At 52.1% G+C, this 19297-nt stretch carries 13 protein-coding genes and 1 pseudogene; 6 read left to right on the top strand and 8 right to left on the bottom strand.

The window, feature by feature from the left end; translation table 11 throughout:
* Positions 1-205: 205 nt before the first annotated feature.
* Together HL45_RS22060 and HL45_RS17460 are read left to right on the top strand one after the other, a co-directional pair.
* Positions 206-693, top strand: a pseudogene (locus HL45_RS22060) (transposase); the annotation flags it as partial.
* A gap of 355 nt (positions 694-1048) precedes the next feature.
* Positions 1049-2179 carry a tyrosine-type recombinase/integrase gene (locus HL45_RS17460; protein WP_084157089.1) on the top strand — a complete coding sequence of 377 codons (1131 nt, stop codon included), beginning with the start codon at positions 1049-1051 and terminating at the stop codon, positions 2177-2179.
* Positions 2180-2593: 414 nt separating this feature from the next.
* On the opposite strand, the gene HL45_RS21455 is transcribed toward HL45_RS17460, so the two are convergent.
* The 4 genes from HL45_RS21455 to HL45_RS17440 all read right to left on the bottom strand — a co-directional run bounded on the left by HL45_RS21455 (position 2594) and on the right by HL45_RS17440 (position 8203).
* A complete protein-coding gene (locus HL45_RS21455) occupies positions 2594-2830 on the bottom strand; it encodes a hypothetical protein (protein WP_211250892.1) in 237 nt (78 codons plus the stop codon).
* A gap of 572 nt (positions 2831-3402) precedes the next feature.
* A complete protein-coding gene (locus HL45_RS17450) occupies positions 3403-4692 on the bottom strand; it encodes an SAVED domain-containing protein (protein WP_049972497.1) in 1290 nt (429 codons plus the stop codon).
* On the bottom strand, positions 4689-6335 hold the full coding sequence (locus HL45_RS17445) for a ThiF family adenylyltransferase (RefSeq protein ID WP_211250891.1): 1647 nt from the start codon (positions 6333-6335) through the stop codon (positions 4689-4691). The genes HL45_RS17450 and HL45_RS17445 overlap by 4 nt, the downstream gene beginning before the upstream one ends.
* Positions 6336-7069: 734 nt before the next feature.
* Complete coding sequence (locus tag HL45_RS17440; RefSeq protein ID WP_049972496.1) at positions 7070-8203, bottom strand: SMODS domain-containing nucleotidyltransferase; 1134 nt, start codon at positions 8201-8203, stop codon at positions 7070-7072.
* Between the two features lie 215 nt (positions 8204-8418).
* Between HL45_RS17440 and HL45_RS17435 the strand changes: the two genes are divergently transcribed.
* Positions 8419-9510, top strand: coding sequence for a hypothetical protein (locus HL45_RS17435; protein WP_049972495.1), 1092 nt, complete (start codon positions 8419-8421; stop codon positions 9508-9510).
* A gap of 864 nt (positions 9511-10374) precedes the next feature.
* Here the strand turns inward: HL45_RS17435 and HL45_RS21450 are convergent.
* Positions 10375-10650, bottom strand: coding sequence for a hypothetical protein (locus HL45_RS21450; RefSeq protein WP_211250890.1), 276 nt, complete (start codon positions 10648-10650; stop codon positions 10375-10377).
* Between the two features lie 601 nt (positions 10651-11251).
* Here HL45_RS21450 and HL45_RS17425 point away from each other — a divergent pair.
* Both HL45_RS17425 and HL45_RS20540 read left to right on the top strand, forming a co-directional pair.
* Positions 11252-12208, top strand: a complete 957-nt coding sequence (locus HL45_RS17425) for a hypothetical protein (protein ID WP_049972494.1) — start codon at positions 11252-11254, stop codon at positions 12206-12208.
* Between the two features lie 171 nt (positions 12209-12379).
* Positions 12380-13489 carry a hypothetical protein gene (locus HL45_RS20540; RefSeq protein WP_144240121.1) on the top strand — a complete coding sequence of 370 codons (1110 nt, stop codon included), beginning with the start codon at positions 12380-12382 and terminating at the stop codon, positions 13487-13489.
* Here the strand turns inward: HL45_RS20540 and HL45_RS17415 are convergent.
* Positions 13486-14046 (bottom strand): hypothetical protein, encoded by a 561-nt coding sequence (locus HL45_RS17415; protein WP_049972492.1) that lies wholly within the window; start codon positions 14044-14046, stop codon positions 13486-13488. The genes HL45_RS20540 and HL45_RS17415 overlap by 4 nt on opposite strands.
* Before the next feature lie 843 nt (positions 14047-14889).
* On the bottom strand, positions 14890-15702 hold the full coding sequence (locus tag HL45_RS17410; protein ID WP_144240120.1) for a hypothetical protein: 813 nt from the start codon (positions 15700-15702) through the stop codon (positions 14890-14892).
* A 570-nt stretch (positions 15703-16272) separates the two neighbouring features.
* Between HL45_RS17410 and HL45_RS17405 the strand changes: the two genes are divergently transcribed.
* Positions 16273-16941: a site-specific integrase gene (locus tag HL45_RS17405; RefSeq protein WP_049972490.1), complete on the top strand. Its 669-nt coding sequence runs from the start codon at positions 16273-16275 to the stop codon at positions 16939-16941.
* A gap of 25 nt (positions 16942-16966) precedes the next feature.
* On the opposite strand, the gene HL45_RS17400 is transcribed toward HL45_RS17405, so the two are convergent.
* Positions 16967-19297 (bottom strand): Eco57I restriction-modification methylase domain-containing protein (locus HL45_RS17400; protein WP_394324788.1); only part of this gene is annotated, 2331 nt, incomplete at its 5' end.

Below are 19297 nucleotides of genomic sequence, written 5' to 3'. Positions count from 1 at the left end.
TCCCTGATGAGTCAGTCCTTTTACGCACGTGACTCAATCGATTCGACGAGGAAGGTCGCGGCTTCGTGACCAATGGTGTCCACGCTCCCGTCTGGGAGGTTCATGAGGCAAATTTCTACGCTCCTGAGGTTCGTCCGCTACAGGAAATTGAACCGACGCTGTTTGAAGATGACGACCCAGAGAGTTGCACCACGTTCACCGACGCTCAAATCTGGCTGTCGAGTACCTCATTCCGGAGCGGACGTTCAGCCCCGAGCAAACGGTCATTGAGACGATGGAAGCAGACGGACAAGATGTCGCCGTCGAATCGGCGTCGGTCCGCGTCAAACATGGGTCACACGCGATGCGGTTCCTCTACGTATCCTCGACAAAAGGGAGTGGGACAGCAGTGTTCACGACGAACGCGACAGTAGTCCTGAACAGGCAGAGGCATTCTGTCGACAATATCGCTCGCGCTGGCAGATCGAAAGCGAGTACAAGAGCATCAAGAATGACTTCTTGGCGAAAACGTCCTCGAAAGACTATCGCGTCCGAACGTTCTACTTCGTGTTCGCGGTGCTGCTGCACAACATCCGGCGGCTTACCGATTTTCTGTTGAAGGCAGGTGTCGGTGGAGAGTTGGATTGTGCCCCAGTTCTGACGGCTGGTGAGTGTGTTGAGTTGATTTGTTCAGCATTGATCCTGCCAGATTAACGCTTAATGCCGACTTGGGCCGCCCATCGTGAGTGGTGACGCTCTGCGAGACCTCGTAATCTGACGCGTTTTCGCTCACTTGCTAAGATTAATCCGAGAAGTGTAGCTGAGACCTCACTAACGTAGCCCATTCGAGCCACGATTGGCCCGGAAAACACGTGAAAAAGCCTATCCTCCGAAACTGTGGATCTTCTACAGGCCAATGTTCTGTATACCTTTATGTAGTTTACTAGTTGAAGAAGTCAATGCCTTCTTGCGATTTTGGTCACAAATCGCCGTTGATATTCCACTTTGCATTAGAACCATAATACCAAGCCATTAATAGCACCCCCATGCCGTACAAACAACACGAACCGTGCAACCCCCAAAGGACGCCTCATACCCCGGGGAAACGACCGTCGAAGACGCCCTCACCGACTACATCAAAAGCAAAGCCGTCGCCAATCCGGAGAGTACCGGCGCAGGCAACTACGTCTCGAACGCCGAGTCAGTCATTCGACGCTGGGCGAACTGGCTCGACCAAGAGGAGAACGTCACGGCACTCGAAGCAATCGAACCCGTCCATCTCCGACACTACGCCCGTCATCTGAAGACGAAAGTTCGACAGGACGAGTACGCCGCCAGTACCGCCACTACGTACTATGCCTACGTGCGCGCGTTTCTGACATGGTGTTCCCGCGACCAACTTCTCGGCTCGAATCCGGCAGAAGACGAAATCGCCCTCGAAGAACTCCCTGACGATCCCGGAACGAAAGACACCCAGCAGTTCTGGAGTCCGGACGACCGTCGCCAGCTCGAATCGTTTCTTCGCCGGTGTGCACTCGACGCCATCGAATCCGGAAACAAGGGTGAGAAGCGCAAACGATTTCGACAGCACGCTCTCGTCGCTCTCCTCGCGCACACGGGCGTTCGCGGTGCAGAAGTCTTCTCCCATCCGAAGGACAACCGCCGAGACGGTGCGACATGGGCCGACGTGGACTGGGCGAACGGAGCGCTTCGCGTCCTCGGCAAGAGTCAGGAGTACGAGTACGCGCCACTTCCCGAAGTCGCACAGAAACCACTGCGACGATGGAGAGACGAACTTGACCCGGCAATGCCAGAGGTTCCGTTGTTCCCGACCGAGCATGCACCGTCGAAATACAGCGCTGTTCGGTCGCAGGTGCCGGATGTCGAGGCCGAAGACGAGGATATTGACGCTGTAATTCGTGAAAAAGGGGTTGTACTCCCTGCGATTTCGACGGAAGGAGCACGGTCGCTCATGAAACGGCTTTGTGAAGAGGCTGAACTCGGTGTAGAGGGTGAGTACCTCAAACCGCACGGCGCTCGTCGTGGGCTCGGAGATGAATTGTACCGGACGAATCCGCCTGATGCCCAGGCCGCGCTTCGTCACTCGTCGATTGCGATCACGAACAAGAGTTACTCGCATATCGAGGCAGGTGAGATCAGTGACGTGATCGATAGTACGCGGGGTACAGATAAAGGATAACAGGTAACGGCTACTCCTCTACAATTTATTCAGACAAGTAATTCGTGCTGATGAAACGAGGTGTACAGAAAACTCGAGAAGGGGAATTGCTGCTAAGTTTGTGAAATTTCTGCAGACGTCACATTCACCGATTAAAACAGTCTGTAAGTTTCAAGAACCGAAAGGATGTGTGAACTCTGTTGAGGCCGATAGCATCTCCACTCTCGTACCGGGTTATCCGTGCTCTCAGTCGCTCATCACTCGTATAGAACATTCGGTGAGGAGATGAAACCAGTCGCTTCATCAGCAGTCAGGACCGACAAGTGGTCATATTTTCTAGGGTTCTATCACCTTGGTGGTGAGGGTTTCCGGTTCAAGTATGACGATTAGTTCACGGGTTTTCGAATCAGCTCCCCACGAACTCCGGGTGGTCAGCTACTCCTTAGGTGACGGTACGAGGAGTTCCTGGGGGACAGTTTCGTACTGAACGTACAATTCGTCCAAGCCGATTGCTTTCGCAACCATACAGCGGTGGTGACCGTCTGACCCCACGTAGAACTTGTCGTTGCGCCGTTGCAGGCTCGGTGGAATGGAGTGCTCTACTTCGTACTCGTTGTTGAGCATACACCCCAGTATCTTCTTGATTCGGTTCCGTTCTAATCGGTGAGACATCCCGAGTGATCCGACAATTGCTGAGGGAGAGATATACGCTTCCGTTTGGTCGAACCGTTTCACTTTTCGGTCTCGATCGATCGTGGTATCCGGCTCTTCCCACGAATCCACAAGGTCAGCGGGAGACTCGACATATGAGTCGTCATCACGCATCCGCATTGCGAGTCGCACTGCCCGCTCACACTGATCTGGTGTTAGGTTGAGGGTCTCTTTGGATGGTCGGAGCATCTGTTATCAAGAGTCTACCGCTGGTGAATCAACAGTTCTACGATTTGAATTCTGCGGCAGTTCCCGCCCAGAAGCTGACAAACGAGACGTCCCGGAGGATTGTTCATTTTAACCGACTTCTGGTTGGGCGTTTATATTTTGACAGTCGGACGGTGATTCTACGACACCTTGCCGCGCGATTCGAACGACGACCACGCTATCGACAACGGCTCCCCCAGCTGACGATGTCCTCCGTGTGCTTCCGGTTACCGTCGACGGTGATGCCTTGAGCACTCGGTCAACTCAAGAGGCCAAAAGATGTTAGATAGAATCCCTGATCAGTCTGATTGCTTTGCGCCAGAACTCTACTTCAATAAGGCCACAGGCTCGTACGCCCTCCCGGAATCCGTTGTACTGAGACAGTACGTCTGGATCGGGGGTAGAGTGTTCGTCTTCTGACCGAGGAGGAATGCGAGGCCTACAGGAGTTGCCATGAATAGATGAATCATCGAGGTCTTCGACACTCGATTCAATACATCACGAAGCTGCTCTTCAAATACGTGTGCGACATGGGACGCTTTCGGAGCAGTTAGCCTCTTCTCACCGCTCTGCTCGTGCCTGAATTCGACCATCCCGTTGAGCGGAGGTAACTCTGATTTCACTCTCCCGACTTCTGGACGCACGTCGTCGACGATACTGACCATCACAGCAAGGTGTGAAGCAGTCGTATCTAAATGCTCGAAATCACATTGTAGACGACTCTCTTCGTGGGACGTATCTATTCGCCATGGCGTGAAATCACTCTGCTGTCCCTGCAACCACGCGGCTGCGATTCCACGTGACTCTTGGAGACAGTGTCCCAGAGAGAACGCAGCCGGTAGATGTGCTCGTCCCCGGAACCGAAGTTCTCGACCAGGAGCTCGGTCTTGTAGATAGTCTACTGATTGGCGCAGAGCGGGCAGGAGCCGATCGTTCCAAATCGATTTCTTCGGGATGGTGCCGTCGAAGTGTGGCGACCAGTCGATGTTCAGTGCGAACTGCGGCTCGTACGAGGGGTGTGGATACGTATCCAGAGTACAGTCGATAGGTTGGTCATCAGAAAGGTTACTCTCAACACATTGGAGGCGTCGCTCCAGTACAGCAGTGACGACTTGGTCGAATGCCGGTGATTGATTGTTTGTTCGCTGAGTTCCCGGAACGACGCTCGTCACAGCATCGACGACGTGATCGAGTATGGAAGTGGGCTCCTCCCCATTGGATTCGACCTCTATCGATTCCATGAACCAATGTGAGAAGTCACGAGGCGAGTCTGCTTGTGCGAGAATCGTTTTTGCTTCGGTGTGCCCTAGCCCCGGACACAGAGCGACAACGACGAAGAAGTCCTCGTCGTCACACCGTTCACGAAGCGCCGGGAGTTCTACCTCAAGAATGATGGATGACTCAGAGACGTCTTCACTTACGACGGCGATGCCGCCTGCGAGGTTCGGGTCCGCCAAGTCCTCCCGAATTTGCTGCTCCAACGGGTCTGGCCCTATCTCGTGAACGTCGCGCCAGACGGGGACTCCGTGTTCCCGCAAAGCCATCTCTAGTCCCTCTGCCAGCGGTTGCTGGGAGTGTTTGTAGCTGATGAACATCTTACCTTGCGGGTTTGTCATTCGACCTCACCTTCTCGTGAATTCGGGAAAACGATGTTCAATTCCACATCACCGGAACGGCTGTCCGATCGCTCCCGAGTCTCCACGTACTCAAGTTCTTCGTAGTCCTGACCCCGGTGGAAAAGATACGCTCGAATGGTGAACTCGTCTGACGCGTGGCCTCCGACGATGAACAGTATTGGGTGTGGACAACTGTACGACTCTGAGCCGGCTATCGTCTCCATCTCTGTGCGGTCGGGGCTACTCATAACCGGAGGTTCTGAAGGGTGATAGTGCCAATCTCCAAGGTAGTGGATGCCCATGCTGTCACGTGCTTCTCGTAGCCACTCGTCGACGCCTTCGGTACCTCGATGAAATGCCGTGGGGCTCTGAGTGGAATCACGTGGCGGGTCTCTCGCACGAACAATGAGCGCAGTCGATTCGTCAAGAGCTGTCCCTGCCAAGATGCCACCCGTTTCCAGAGAGTCTGCATCAGTGCAGAGGTCAACCATTGCCTTGAGGCACGATGCAGTTATTTGAACCGAGACGCCTGAATCTGGGGCGGCCCATCGTACTAATGCCCGAAACGGAGACTCCCTCTCTGAAACCGTGGGCGAGCTATCGGTACCCGTTTCGAACACTCTGAACTCAGTTCCGCCGAGACCTAGCGCCGTGTCTTGATCGAGGAGACGCGTAATCGTACCTGCCCACGTCATCACACGATCCATTCGGATTACAGACGCTGGGTGCCAGCAGCCCACGCGCTCGGGAACTTCGTCTTCTCCCGGTTGCCACTCGATTCGCTCTTGTAACCCCCACAGCTCATACCGCGCTCGAAATTCCTCGGATGGGAAATTTGAAGAGTAGGCGGCAAAGTAGAACAGACGGTCCCCACGTCGGCCCATAGACGCCGAGCAGAAGAGGACTGGCTGTTCCCACTGAATCGAATTGAGGGCGTGGAGAACGGTGTCCGAAGCTGTGCAGTCAATCGCGATATCTACCGACCCGATGGTCTCTACCCGACATCCGTCCATGGGAAACGCTTCGGAGAGGCCCACTGCGCTCACATGGGGTGAGATAGTGTTGAGGTGAGCAGCAAGTGCTTCTGCCTTACTCCTTTTCAGATCGGGGAGTGTCAGAGTGTGCCTCGATAGATTCCCTATTTCGAGCCTCTCACCATCGACGATGGTTAAATTACGACACCCGTCGCGGACTAGACTCTCCGCAACGGTACTTCCTAGGGCACCTGCCCCGATGAGGAGGACTCTGGCGTCGCGGAGCGACGTATGGACGTGTCCCCGCCGTGAAAGCTGATCATGAGCCCAATTATCTGAATCCAACCAGCAAATTGAATCCTGGGCCAGATCCACCCTCGCCCCATACTCTTTGTTACGAGCTGTTTCCCTACCGAATCCCGGTACTTCAGATATCGGTGTCAGGTCAGGAAGCTTGAGTGCTTGCCAATGGACGAGTTCGGGTTCCCCACCAACTTCGCTCGGAATCGGAAATCCGAGTAGGAGACAGTTGAGCGAATCGCCTTCGAAGACTGAGTCGATGTGGACGCGAAGCTCGTACAGGTCCACGGCTGTTCCCTCAAGCAATGATTCCAAATCCGCCCACGTCTCCGGCGCTTTCCACGGAGGTTCTATCGGTGCTTCCTCCAACAGTAGCCACGCGCCCCGAACCACTGACGCAGTGTGAGATGTGACGTAACCACCCCACTCTGACTCATATACAACTTCCCCCTCTTCGCTTTGGAACGTTCGAGTCAGGAAAACGCCAGACGGCTCTGAAAGTTGCACGAGGTCAACTGAACCCCAGTTCCCGAACTCGTGTCGCCACTGCTCAATTGAATCTGAGGTTTCGTTGAATCCAACCTGAGTTAAAGGGCCGGTATTTGTTCTGAATTCGGGCAGTTCATAGGGCTCCCCGTCTTGCCGAAGCTCCCCCCTGGACGCAGCTTCTAACCACGACAGGGCACGGTCAAGATACCATCGCAGTCGTTCACTTGCCGAAGTCGGTTCCCCGGTCGCACCTGATCGGCCAATAACATGTCCGTAGCGAGCAACACACAGGTTTCCGTCACGCCATGGGTTGTCTTCGTCTCCCGATACGTTGAGGCGTTGATGGGGATACGTCAATGTGATACCGTCCTCTTTCGCGGGATAAATTCGAACAGCCCCCCCTGGATATCCCGACCCGATGTGGACATACCATGTGGTTTCTGGTGGTATCTTTGAGTCCGATTGTATATTATCTGGTCGGAGCTGGACCTTGAGAATCCAGCGTGAACCATCGTCGCTCGAGCATGGGCTCTCGAGGACAGTGACACCGTCAAGTGAATCGAGAGCAGCGACAGCTGTAGTGATCTCTGATGGTGGCATTCTTCGGTGAGAGATTAGGCAAACCGATGCTCGGTAACGTTCGTCCGTCGCGAGGTTGTGTTGAAATTGACTGCACGCTCACCATCGTCGTCCGAATCGTCCGACCCATACTCGGGGAATTCTTCGCCGAGGAGTTCGTGCCACAATTCACGCGATGTTGACTTATTGTCCTCGTCAAGTGCTTCCCGTGACAGTGTCGCAGCGTCAGATGCGGCATCGTGGAACGTAGCGAAGTCTTCGCCATCGATTCGAGCGAAGACGTCGATATCGGGGAGCCCACGAGCTGGAAGGGTTGGGGATTCTTCGTTTATCCCTTCGGTCGCAAACCGCTGCTCGATTGTCTCGAAGGTCAGGCAGATTCCCTCTGCGACCGAGTCAATCTCATCGGGGCAACACTCACCGACGAGATGTTCAAGAGGGTACCCCCTCGGCCGCACTGGTTCCGTGACTTGCGTCCGCCGCCACCACTTGATGGCCTTCACAACGTTCACGTAGTACCCATCGGTACGGTCGTTTTTCTTGTAGCTCCACTCAATGGTCGCGAGAGGATGGGTACAATCCCATTCGTCAAGTCGACGATCGGGAATATCGAGTGGTTCGTCTCTCCACTCCTCATCGTGTGCGTTAAATGTCAGTCCAAACGCCTCTGCCACCTCACTCGACTGATTGATATTCACTCCTTGTTCGATATCTAGTCCCTCTCCGACTGCCAACTGGCCTATTGATCCGTCCGGTCGGACTGCGTCCTTCGCCGCCTCGCTGGGAGCGGCAGTCAAGACGAGGTCGATTTCGACATCATCTTGCTCGATCTGGTAGGCTCGGTCTTTTTTAGACCACTGCCCATCGTAGTGCTCCTCGAGGAATGGTTCACACTTCGCCATCGCCTCTTCCGGAGTCACTTCCTCTTTGTCCAAATCCGTCACCAGAACGATGTCAACATCCGATTTCTCGTCTCCGATCGGGCGAACGGCAGTCCACCGTCGGTAACTCCCTTGGAGAAAGTCACCAACATAGAAGTCCGTGACCGTGTCGTCTGATCGGAGGAGTGTACGCAAAGCTTCGTGCCCCTGTTTGTAGTCCTCAATGTGCTGTTCAGATGGACGAATACCCATGAGAAACGTCTCGAACAGCGATGGAAGGCTTGCCATGTGATAATACCTAACAGTGTTGCGTAATAACGTTCACGAAAGCGGGGTGTAAGTGAACGTCAGTCCGTGCAATTGAGTATGTATCGTGGATATGCGTTGGAACTTGGTCGAAATCAATCGATTTGTGGAACCTCATCGCCGGAGTGCTTGGAGTTTGTCTACCGCACCAACGGAAGTAGGGTGATTCAAGTAGCTGTACCCGAACCTGTCTGTAGATGGATAAGTGGTGGACTCGGCGAAACGGGTTCGTTGTTACCGTCATCGCCATCATTGTCTTCGTCGTCGTCGCGCTTCTCTTCGCTCCGAGATACACCGGGTATTCACGAGCTGAAGTTCTGGGGGCAACAACGGTACTGAGTACCATTTTCACCCTCGCTCGACATGGTCTCGCGCTCCTTGATTTCCTATCACCAAATAAGGCGGAGGAAGACAACGAGCAGTACAATGAACTTCGCCGGGAGTTGGGTAATGCTGAGGAGGATCTCACCGAATACGCGCGAGTGACGCGAATCTTGGAGGCACGGGATATCGATCCGTATTCGTTGCTGAACAGTCAAACCGACTCGTCACACTTCTTGTTGCTGAATTTCACCAACCAGAGTGGACCGCCACTTCCACCGCAAAACGTAGAGAAAACCATCAGTGAAGGGAACGAATTGACTGATGGGGGGGAGACAACCAGCGGAAAGAACGATTCTCGATTCATCCGGAGAGCAATCAGGGACGATTTTGACGCACAAGCGGTTTCGGCATTTACCTGGGTAATTCCCCCGTGGGTCGTTGAGGAGGAGGGGCTCGGTGATGCTACAAAGTCAGATCTCGAAGAGTGGGTTCAACAGAATATCTACGACAGATACGACGAGGAATATCGAGCGTTCATGCCCCTAATCGCACTCATCGATTTTCGACGAGCGACCTCTCGCGTCGACGAGAAAGGGAAGTTCGGTACTGCTGCGGATAAAATCATGGCGGGGTCAGATCAGTTCACAGAACAGGACTACCTGAAGGCAATCACGGCACAGAACGTGAACTTGTTAGAGGTTGTAAAATCCGGGGAGTTGGTCTACTTCCTCCCACTCGAAATAGATCAAACAACACTAGAGGCGTTCAGCGATTCAAATGTACAAGAAGACGTTATGGAGTTCGTTGAGGGGTCTGGACTCAACGCCCTGGCGGACGGCGAAAACGTACCAAATATCGTTACGGGACTCGAAGCAGTCGGGATTGAACGGGCAGAGAGTTTGGCATCCGAAATCAACGAGAGTGCAAAGATATGGAAGCGGGCAATCTCGACCAGAGAGAATTGAATTTTCACTACAAGCTTACAACGAGTCCTGCGATCTGGAGTGAGTTACTGGCTCCCCGTTTACGGTGGAATCCAACTCGTGTGGTCGCGGAGAGTTGTATCAGGTGCTTTCATCGTCGCGCCGCACTTTGGGCAGTAGTCTTCAATCGCGTCCTCGTCGTAGAGGTAGTGATCGCACTCGGGTGGGCTGGCTTGGAAGTACACGTTGTCCCAGTCAATGTTCGGTTCTCGACCGTAGAGACAGAAGGTACTGTGCCCAGAACACCCTCGGTGATTTGTCACTAACCGAACGGGGCAGTACATACATTCACGGTGTTCGATAAGCGGCTGGTCCGAATGGCTTGTCCAGAGCGTTTCTCGACGCCCCCATTCGTGAAACCCCTTCGGACCCCAACAACGCTCTATCTCAGGTCGTGTCGCAAGCAGTTTCTCCACCTGCGCGGAATGGTACTTGTTTCCTGCCCACTTCCAGAACGGATCATGATCGTATTCGCGGACGATCGTATTCTTGAGTGCTTTCAGGGGGAAGTCAGGGCCGTACTCATCACTCTCGGTAAAAGTGTAACTGCCGTCAGGTTCGTGGACTCGACGCAGCTCGCACTGTTGATCGGCACAGATATCGTACGTGATCAGGTCGTCCTGGCCACGGGGATGGGCATAGGACGGCACTCGCTCCCACGCGTGTTCGCCGTTGTATAGGAATAGCTGGCAATCTGTATAATGGTGTGCCTTGCTCGTCCGCTGGGCATGTCCAGAGCCGTCGTCTTGCTCAACCGATCGCGTCGTAGTCGAACGTATCAAGAAGGACTGTTGCCGCGCGTATCCACACAACCGAGTAACCAGCAGCCAAGTAGTCATGCGTCACCTACTGAAAATCCTTATCCTCGTGGCTGTGCTGCACCTCAACGGCGAGTCCCTTTCCGAAGTAGAGGTTCCAATCGTCAAACGTCGCGAGTGCGTCGGCGCGGCGTTCGGTTACGGGTGTTGGAATCTCGTCCACATCGACTTCCGCTTCCGTCTCGATGCAGGCGTTGTTTTCTCCGAATTGCTGGTGAAGGGCGACCTCAACACGAGCGACCGCGCGCTCGTGTGTCTTTGACTCGCCGCCACTCGAACAGCGTCGGCCAACGGTGTTAGACACGTGATAAAAGTGGCGGGCTTTCTCTGGTGTCGAACGAGGGTACATGGTACCACCGCATACAGGACAAGTGACGTCTTCTCCATCCTCAACGATAGCAGGGACAACTGGGCGACCGTCACGACGACCGCGGAAAGGCATATCGCCATAGAAAACCCCACTAATCAAATAATTTCTCCCGGGAAGATAATCCGTGGAAACGGAAGTAGCGTTCTCGAACTGTTATCACAGCCTCTATGTGGTCGCGTATCTCCCTGTCAGAGATATTGACCGTGTAGGGAAGTGTAGCGCGCAAACGCTTGAAAAGCAGAGACCCACTCACCAACGATACGTTGACCATCACCGAACGAATGTTCTCAGATATGCTAACTTTCTCGCACTCGTCGACAACGACGACGGCGAAGTGAACCCATTCCTAGTGACGGAGTACCACTCTCGGCGATGTTCATTATTCGGGGATGCCATGTTGGGGCCTAAATGGGGTGGTTGGCCGCCTTATCGGGGCATTTATCAAGTAGCCGTAACGTCAGGAACATCGTTCGTCTTTCAAGAAGTGTCGCACCGACGGAAATTGTTATTATCGGCTGGTAACAAAACCGGGAATATGGAGCCGGTTTCGTCGCTTGTCGTCGGCGTCGCTGGAAACTTTGTTGCAGACGGGCTTCAGCGTGGCTACGGCGCGCTTTCGGCTGACGATTTCCGGGGGTGTTTCGACAGTGCGGCCAAGAGAACCGCCACCGAGTACGGACTCGACACAGACGACTTCGACGCGTTATTTCACTCTGACCTGCCCGCCGAAGACTTGGACGCGTTTGAGCAGAAGGTTGAACAGACTGCTCGGCGCGATTTCGCCGCACGTCTGCGGACGGCGACTGACAGCGACCTTGTGGACGCTGAGGCGGTGGTTGATGCGTTTGTTCGGAACATCGAGCTGGAAATCGCCGCGACCGACGCCGAACACGGCCTCCGGTTACTGCTTGAGTACGCCCAGGAGTTCATCGAAGTCCAGCGACAGCGTGAGAGGTTCAGGGACGTGTTCAAAGCGGAATTGCGTACGCTGGAGATGTCTGTCGAAGTGGCGCACGACGAGACCCAGTCGCACGTCGCTGACGAACACGACGAGACGCGAGCGTATCTTGAAACGGTAATCCGAGAAGTAGAGGGTGGAGTGTCTGACAGTAGAACGACCAACCCGCATCTGGAAGGATTTCAGCAATTGTCGAGCGTAGATTTCGAGGCGACCCGCGACGTGAAACGATGCTGGCGCATTGGATTCGACTTCGCGGACGTTCGAGCAGGGTATGCGTTTGAGCGTCGCAGTCGTGACGACGAGTCAGAAACGGTGGTGGACGATCTCCGAGCAAGGTTGCTCGCTGGTGACGATGTAGTGGTGTTAGGACGGCCGGGGTCGGGCAAGAGTACGACATGTAAGCAGTGGCGTGTCGCTGGCATGTCCACGAGGACAGCCCCGTATTCTACAGCGACAGCGACGTCGCACTCAGCACGACAGACAGTGATGCAATCTATGTTTGGATGGGCATGTCTCGTGAACGCTCATTGACCGGTATACTGAGCGTTACATCCGCCAGTTAGAGCAGCGGGGCCAAGAGCACGTCCACCGACTCGGAAGTTGGTTTTTGCTCGCTGGGTATCTTCTACAATTACTTGAATATTTTAATTATATAATAATTTAATAAAAAGACTTATATTAATCTCAATCAATATATTGCTGATGGTAGAACCAAGCTCTTCAAAGCAGATCCTCTCACGTCGAAAGGTGTTGAAAACGACAGGATATGGTGCATTTGGAATAATAGGAACCGGAAGCCTTCCCAACATTGTTCGAGGCGGGGAGACAAGTGTTCAGATACCAATTCACGCCAAAGGAGATCAAATTGTTAGATACAAGGATGTCAATGCTCAGTGGTGGGATTACAATCTTCGAGCACGGAGTGTGCTGCAAAAACTAAAAAATAGATATTCAGGTCTCTCAAACGTAAAATCGCTCGAAAGAACCACAACAGATGAAAAGCATAAAGGATTAAATCGATATAAGCAAAAGATAATCATAAGAGTTGACGATCCAACGCAAGTAGCTATTTCATCACAGTTTCCAGAGAGTATAGATAACATACCTATTGAGGTGGGAGAATACAAAAATTTAGAAGACACCGCAACATACCTAAAAGGAGGGATGGCCGGAGGTTCGTATTCTAGTACAGGTACACTCACCTGCCGGGTAAAATGGAATGATATGGTTTGTATGATGACTGCGCGTCATCTTTTTGCTCCCGACGTTGAAGATCGACACAAGCGGTGCTATGTTGGTGACCTACGGGGTGCAGCCGCTTATCATAATGATGATGAATTTTTCGGGAACGTTCAGGGTGCATGGCAATATTTAGAGGTTGCCGTCGTTCCAGAAGTTTCTGACAGTGATGTGGATGGGTTTACAAATAGAATCGTTAATCAACAGGGTCAGATACATGGACGGATGACATGGCAGAGGATTGATGATTTTGTTTCAGCAAGGAAGGGAGTATATAAAAATGGTCAGGTGTCTGGGAAGAGATTTGGCGCTTTAGAAAGCGACACACACGTAATAACCTGTAATGCGTCAGATGCATCACATATAACTGATGCACTAAAAGTAGATGTAGCTCAATTCTTTGGTGATTCCGGATCGCCGATATATGAGGAATTCGAAAATGAACATCTCAATCGGACAGAGTTGTATATGGCTGGAATAGCTACTCAAAAATATAACGGAAAGGCAATAGGTGTACAAGCACCAAAGATGTATGATTCAGAGGGAATTAGCTTTTATACCGGTCTGAGTTAGACGGCGAAAACCATACTACAGTTTGGAACCAAGTTGACAGAAGCAAAGATTATTTTGTCCTTTTCATCATATTGGCCCTCAAAGTACGAAATTTTCCAGCAATCAATATCTTCGATATATCTTGTTTCTTCGATAAAATTATGAACTGGTTCAGAGATAGTCTGCACTTCATCATACCCTATTTTAAATGAAATTATCTGACCTCCATACTCATTTGATGATTTGGATCTAATAGTATCTAATTTTTCTACAGAACATATTGGATATTTTAATAATATTCTGTATATCCGATGATTGGGGATTTTTATATTAGAGTTCGGTGGGAGATTGATTGACCAGTTAGTATGAATATTATCTGACTTTATTTCCCAGAAGTCACCTTCTTCATTGAATTTGAAACGATCCTTAACAGTGTCGTTAGCCAAGAACTTTTTTATATCAACAATTGGGAAAACATCCGACTCAATATTTAAGAGCGGGATTTGGACATCTTGCATATCAATTTTGATTCGCTCAAAATCATTTGGGGCTTCAAAATGGATGTCAACTCTGTCCATAGAGCAGAAACGAAGCAAAGGATATTAGCACTATTGTCAAGAGTTCAATGGATAAAACTGGGAATTATCTGACTCTGCCGGACGAAGCTTCAGTACCGGATTGATGCTGGTTCAATGTCACTGGAGCACGTTTTAGACTCGGTGACTGCTGAACTCCGTATTCATACGAAATCTTCGGTAGAGCGGCATTGCCCGTCGATTCACAACCGCTGAAGTATGTGACGGGATCCAGTACGGGATATAAACAAAGCCGGACGTCCGTCCAAGGCAAATCGCCGACTCGCTCGCGGACAGCATCAATGACCACGTCGATCACGTCCGCGTCGGTTCGTCGATTACCCATCGGCCATGTCTTTCTACTCAAGTGACGGGTGCTTCGACTAGGCCACCCAGACCGGCGAGGAGGAGATACCCTCCCGCAAGGCCGTTCAAACTACCGAAGACCAGTGATAACCGTTCGATACTCCACTCTTCATGAGTCGGTTTTACTAGATTCATTTCTCAAAGTGCCGCAGGCATCTCGGCTCAATAGCGCTTGACGAGAGCATCCGCCATCCGTCCAGCACTGCGAGCGTGTAGTTCTACATCCTAAACATCACTTCGAGATTCGACGTTGGATCCCCCGAGACCAACACCGACCACGCCATGGCCAGTCGTCCGTACCTCTTCGACGGCGCTCGTTGCTTCCATGAACGCCGACAGCTGTCCATCGCAGTGGGCCAGCCACCGACTGGATCGCACTCGTTGAGATTGCTCCATCTCTGCGTTTGCAAAACAACAAATGAGAAATACCCGTGCAGTTGGGACTACACCCTCCACTTCGGAACGCTCGACGGCTTTGGTCTACTGATCTTTAGTATTCCATGTTGAGTCGGGCTTGAGTACCAATCCCTGGTTTGTCTTGTTATTTGACCCACCTTTATTCAACCAGGTAACCGTAGTTGAGAACAACTCGACAACTTCACTTATCGCGGCTGTGCTTACGCTCTCGAGGCCGCCAACGAACTCCTCTGCAAACTCATACTGTTTTAGATCGTCCTTCGTGAACCCCTCCACCTCACCGACATACTTTGCGCTGTCATTGCGGATGCTGGTGAACTCTGGAATCTCGTGATTTTTGTTCACATTGTCAACTATCCACTGTGCTTTGTCGGCAGTAATGGCATCGTCGAATAATGCCTCTCGAAGTTCGTAGTGAACTTCACTCATAATGAACCCCACAAATCGGTCACCGCCGTAACGGGCAAGTCGGAAAAGCGTTCCACTCCGGGCAAAGAATAGCTGATGTGTGCCTTTCCACGCGAGTTTATAGGGCGCACCAACGTAAAACAATCCTACCTCAAGGCAGAAACAGACAATAGCTATTACGAACAGTTCGTATTCGTTTCCTCGATTTCTTTTGGAAGCATTCGCGAACTTTTCTGCTGCCCGTAGTACATTGTTCATACTTCCGATCAGTGGTGCATATCGGAGTGCAATATCCGCTTTCCCACCGAGTGCATAGAGATAATTTTCGTCAATGTAGGTTGCGATACCATGTTCGTGGAGTGCTTCAAGTAATCGACCCACACTTCGCAGGTCGGTTCGTGCTGCAGATGATGTGGTAAAGAGCGCCTCGAAGTCCTGTGTAGTGTATTGTCGTAGTCCACTATCCATTGCGTTCTCTGCGTCTCGGAGATTACACGCAAGTTTCCAAGCCTCATGCTCTCGTGCCTTTGGATGCGTCAGAAACGTAATCGACTCAGGGAGACGGCCTACATCGAAGTGCTGATTGACTGATTTAGCACTCGCGGTATCACTAGTGAGTTCAAGCCCGGTGGCCACACCGGCCGCACTTACCGCGGATTGGAGGAATGTACGTCTTGTTGGAGACATATATTATATTTGGCACATGTTGCAGTAAAAGCTTTCTGCAAATCAGGCCGTCCTCAATCTCTTCAACTCCGACAACCACCCGTCCAATTTCGCTAGTAATTCTTCAATCGGTATCTCATCAGCCAGAGTCCCATAGGCATCACAGCTTGATACCTCCCTAAACTTGTAATGCTCGTGAGATAGCTGATAACTACCTTTATTCCCTATCTCTCATTAAGTGCGAAACCATCTGATGTGGTACATGATTCACACAATTGTGAAACACTGGTTTTCATGAATAAGCTGTAAGATAGCGTAGGAAATGAGAGTGCGATAGAATAGAATACACGGCTACAATCTACCCATTAATTTGTGCCTGCTACACGAGAAAAAGCGCTCACCGAGCATGAATTCGAACTGCTACTAGAGGGTGCGAACCGCATCTGCCACACCGAACGACGACTAGAAGCACGCGCAACCATTCTACTCGGCGGACGGCTCGGTCTACGGCCGGGAGAAGTCACGCACCTCAGTAACTCATGGATCGACTGGGATAGAGAGATGATTCACATCCCAGAACACCACATTTGCCAAAAAGGACAGAACGGCGGTCTCTGCGGCTACTGTCGACAAGCAGTCGAACAACGACTCCGACACGGAGCCGACGAATCGTTCGAAGAACTCGCAGACCGATACTGGCTTCCAAAAACACCAGCCGCCGTACGCTCCGTCCCGTTCCACTTCTCCTCCCGAGTTCGAGTCACGCTCGAACTCCTCTCGAACACACACGACGGATGGCCGTACTCGTTCTCAACGCTCCAACGCCGCGTCGAAACAGCTCTCGAAGCCGCTCCACGATTGCCAACGGATGCAACTTCTCCTCACGGACTCCGGGCCACTGCTGCTTCCTACCACGCAGGGAGGGGCTTAGACCTCACAGCTCTCCGCGCCATGTTTGGGTGGGAAGATCTCAAAACCGCCCGTCAGTATCTAAACGTCGACGGGGCGATGACTCGACGAGCACTGAGTGCTATACACTAAGTAACGCTCAAGCACTCAATCTCGCTCAACTGTAGGGTCCAGAAGCCGCCAGTTCATCGTACATCGCCAGTACGTCACTGAAGTACTTGTCAGTCATAACACGGGGGTTCGAAACCCGGTGGAAATCGTCGAGAACGAACGCGGCTTCCTCACGACTGAAGCCGTACGCGTGAAACGACGCTGCATCGATTTCTGTCCGTAGACGGTGTCTTGTACTGGAACAGGTCGCAGAGTCGATACCACCGAGTCGGTCGCGCATCTCGGCAAATGCATCACCATAACAGTTCAGCCGTGCCGCCCGAGACGAAATATATTCGAACCAGTCGTCGCCTGCGGTCAGTCGTGGAAGCTGTGATTCTTCGAACTTGTATTTTGATGCATGTGAATCGACCTTCGTCCGCATCAAGAAGTCGAACGGGACGCTATTTAACAGTCCTACTGCAGCAAACAACTCGGCGTCAGTGAACACACGATCGTACGCACCGTGCATTGGATAGTCGCCTAAATCGTCTCTCGTCGGATTTACTTCGAGTGGTCGAATCGTATAGAGCGTGTGGACAACAACTACATCCTTCGGAATCACAGCGGCGATGAGCGTCCGTTCATCGGTTGCCCGAGCAACTTCTCTGATGACGAGTCGATATTCGGTACAGTGGAGTCGGACGTCCTCTTCGCTGAGTTCTGGTCTCTCGAATTCCTCCGTGAGAAGCGTGTTCACAAACTTCTTCTGCGAGCTGGTGCTAATGTGGTCGAACTCGGACGAGTCCGAGAATTTCTCGTAAATTGCCTTCTTCAAGCTAACCTTCGAGTTTCGAGACCGGAAGTTTTGCCCTCGAATCCGCCGTTTTGCGCTTCGGTCGCTGTCGTTTTCGTCTACACTCCAGAACGAGACTGGTTCAAGATCCTCCCAATGAGTGTTATCGTAGCAGTACTGGAAGACATTCTTTCCTTCGTATACGGGATAGTCTCCCTTATCGGGATCACTGATAAATCGGTCACGGTCTCGGCCTCGGTCGAGTTCCTTATACAAGACAGCACGCCATCGATCATCCAGATCGTCAGCAACGGGCGGATGTTGAAGAATCTTGGTCAGGACATCAACTTCGGTTTGCTGCTGAACGTTCGGAAACAGACGCGCAGATGGTGAGTACTGCTGAAGCGTCTGAACCGGGATGTCCAACGCGACGGTATCCAATGTTCTGAGTACCTCTAAGGAAGTTTGATGGAAGATACCACGCACCGAGTTCGTTTGCCCCTGATTACGGAATGTGACGATTCCAAAGTTGTATCGATTGTCCACTGCTTGGAAAATACCGTGATTCTCGAAACCAATGACGTGCTGAACCTCGGAACTTTCGAGCATATTGATTCGAAGGTCCTTCCCTGCCGCTGCGTTGAAAATAGGTCCAGGTAGTATCTGTGAGACGTATGCTCCATCCTGTGCGAGATGGTACACTCGTTCGAAAAACAGTAGCGACAGGTCGTTCGTGCGAGAGACATTCTGGCCTTCGACCGACGGCGTCTGGTACTCGTACGCCGCTCCTTGGTTAATGTACTGTGCCCGTTGGTCAATGTTCCGTTGGTACGCCTCCCACTTCGTGGCTACCTCGGGGCGTTCAAGTAGTTCTTCGACCTTCGTATCCCGTCCAGCCGGCTCACGCGAACGAAACGTCGCATCATACGTGGGGAAGAAATCAGTTCGATATGGCTTCAGTTCCTCCCACGGTGGGTTGCCGATGATTACATCAAATCCACCGTCTCGATAGACCGGTGCGAACTCTAACACCCAGTGAAACGGACTGAAATCGGCGACATCATCGACACCCGTGACGCCAGCGGTGCGGAACTGTTCTATGACTTTCTCGTTGAGACTCTGGTTATGGACTGCAATCTGGGACTCGGCCAAGTTTCGAGCAGTTGTTGCTTCGTCTGCTGATTTCGCGTCTTGGTGTCGTTCGATGGCCTCGATGACGTCGTCGTACATCTTTTTGACGCTCGCGCCGACGCCACCACCGTAGTTGTTTAAAGACGCGTCACCGTCGTCAGTCGCGACTTCCTCGACTTCAGTGAACCCGATCAGGGAATTCCCCTGTCGGATGTTGAAGTCGATGTTGGGGAGCGGCTCGACTTCCCGTGGTTCATCTTCGATATCAGCGACCATTGAGAGCCATAACCGGAGTTTGCAGATCTCGACCGCACCATCGTCGATATCTACTCCGTACAGGTTGCTGAGGATAATCTCTCGCTTCGCATGCAGTGATTCGTTCCCGTGTCGCTTCTGAATCGTCTCCAGTTCGTCGCGGGTTCGGCTTGTTAGTCGCCACCCCTGCCCTTCGTCATGCAGTCGTTGGAAATG

The organism is Haladaptatus cibarius D43 (genome assembly GCF_000710615.1).
Taxonomy (GTDB): Archaea; Halobacteriota; Halobacteria; order Halobacteriales; family Haladaptataceae; genus Haladaptatus; species Haladaptatus cibarius.
This window is presented reverse-complemented; position numbering and strand designations above follow the sequence as displayed.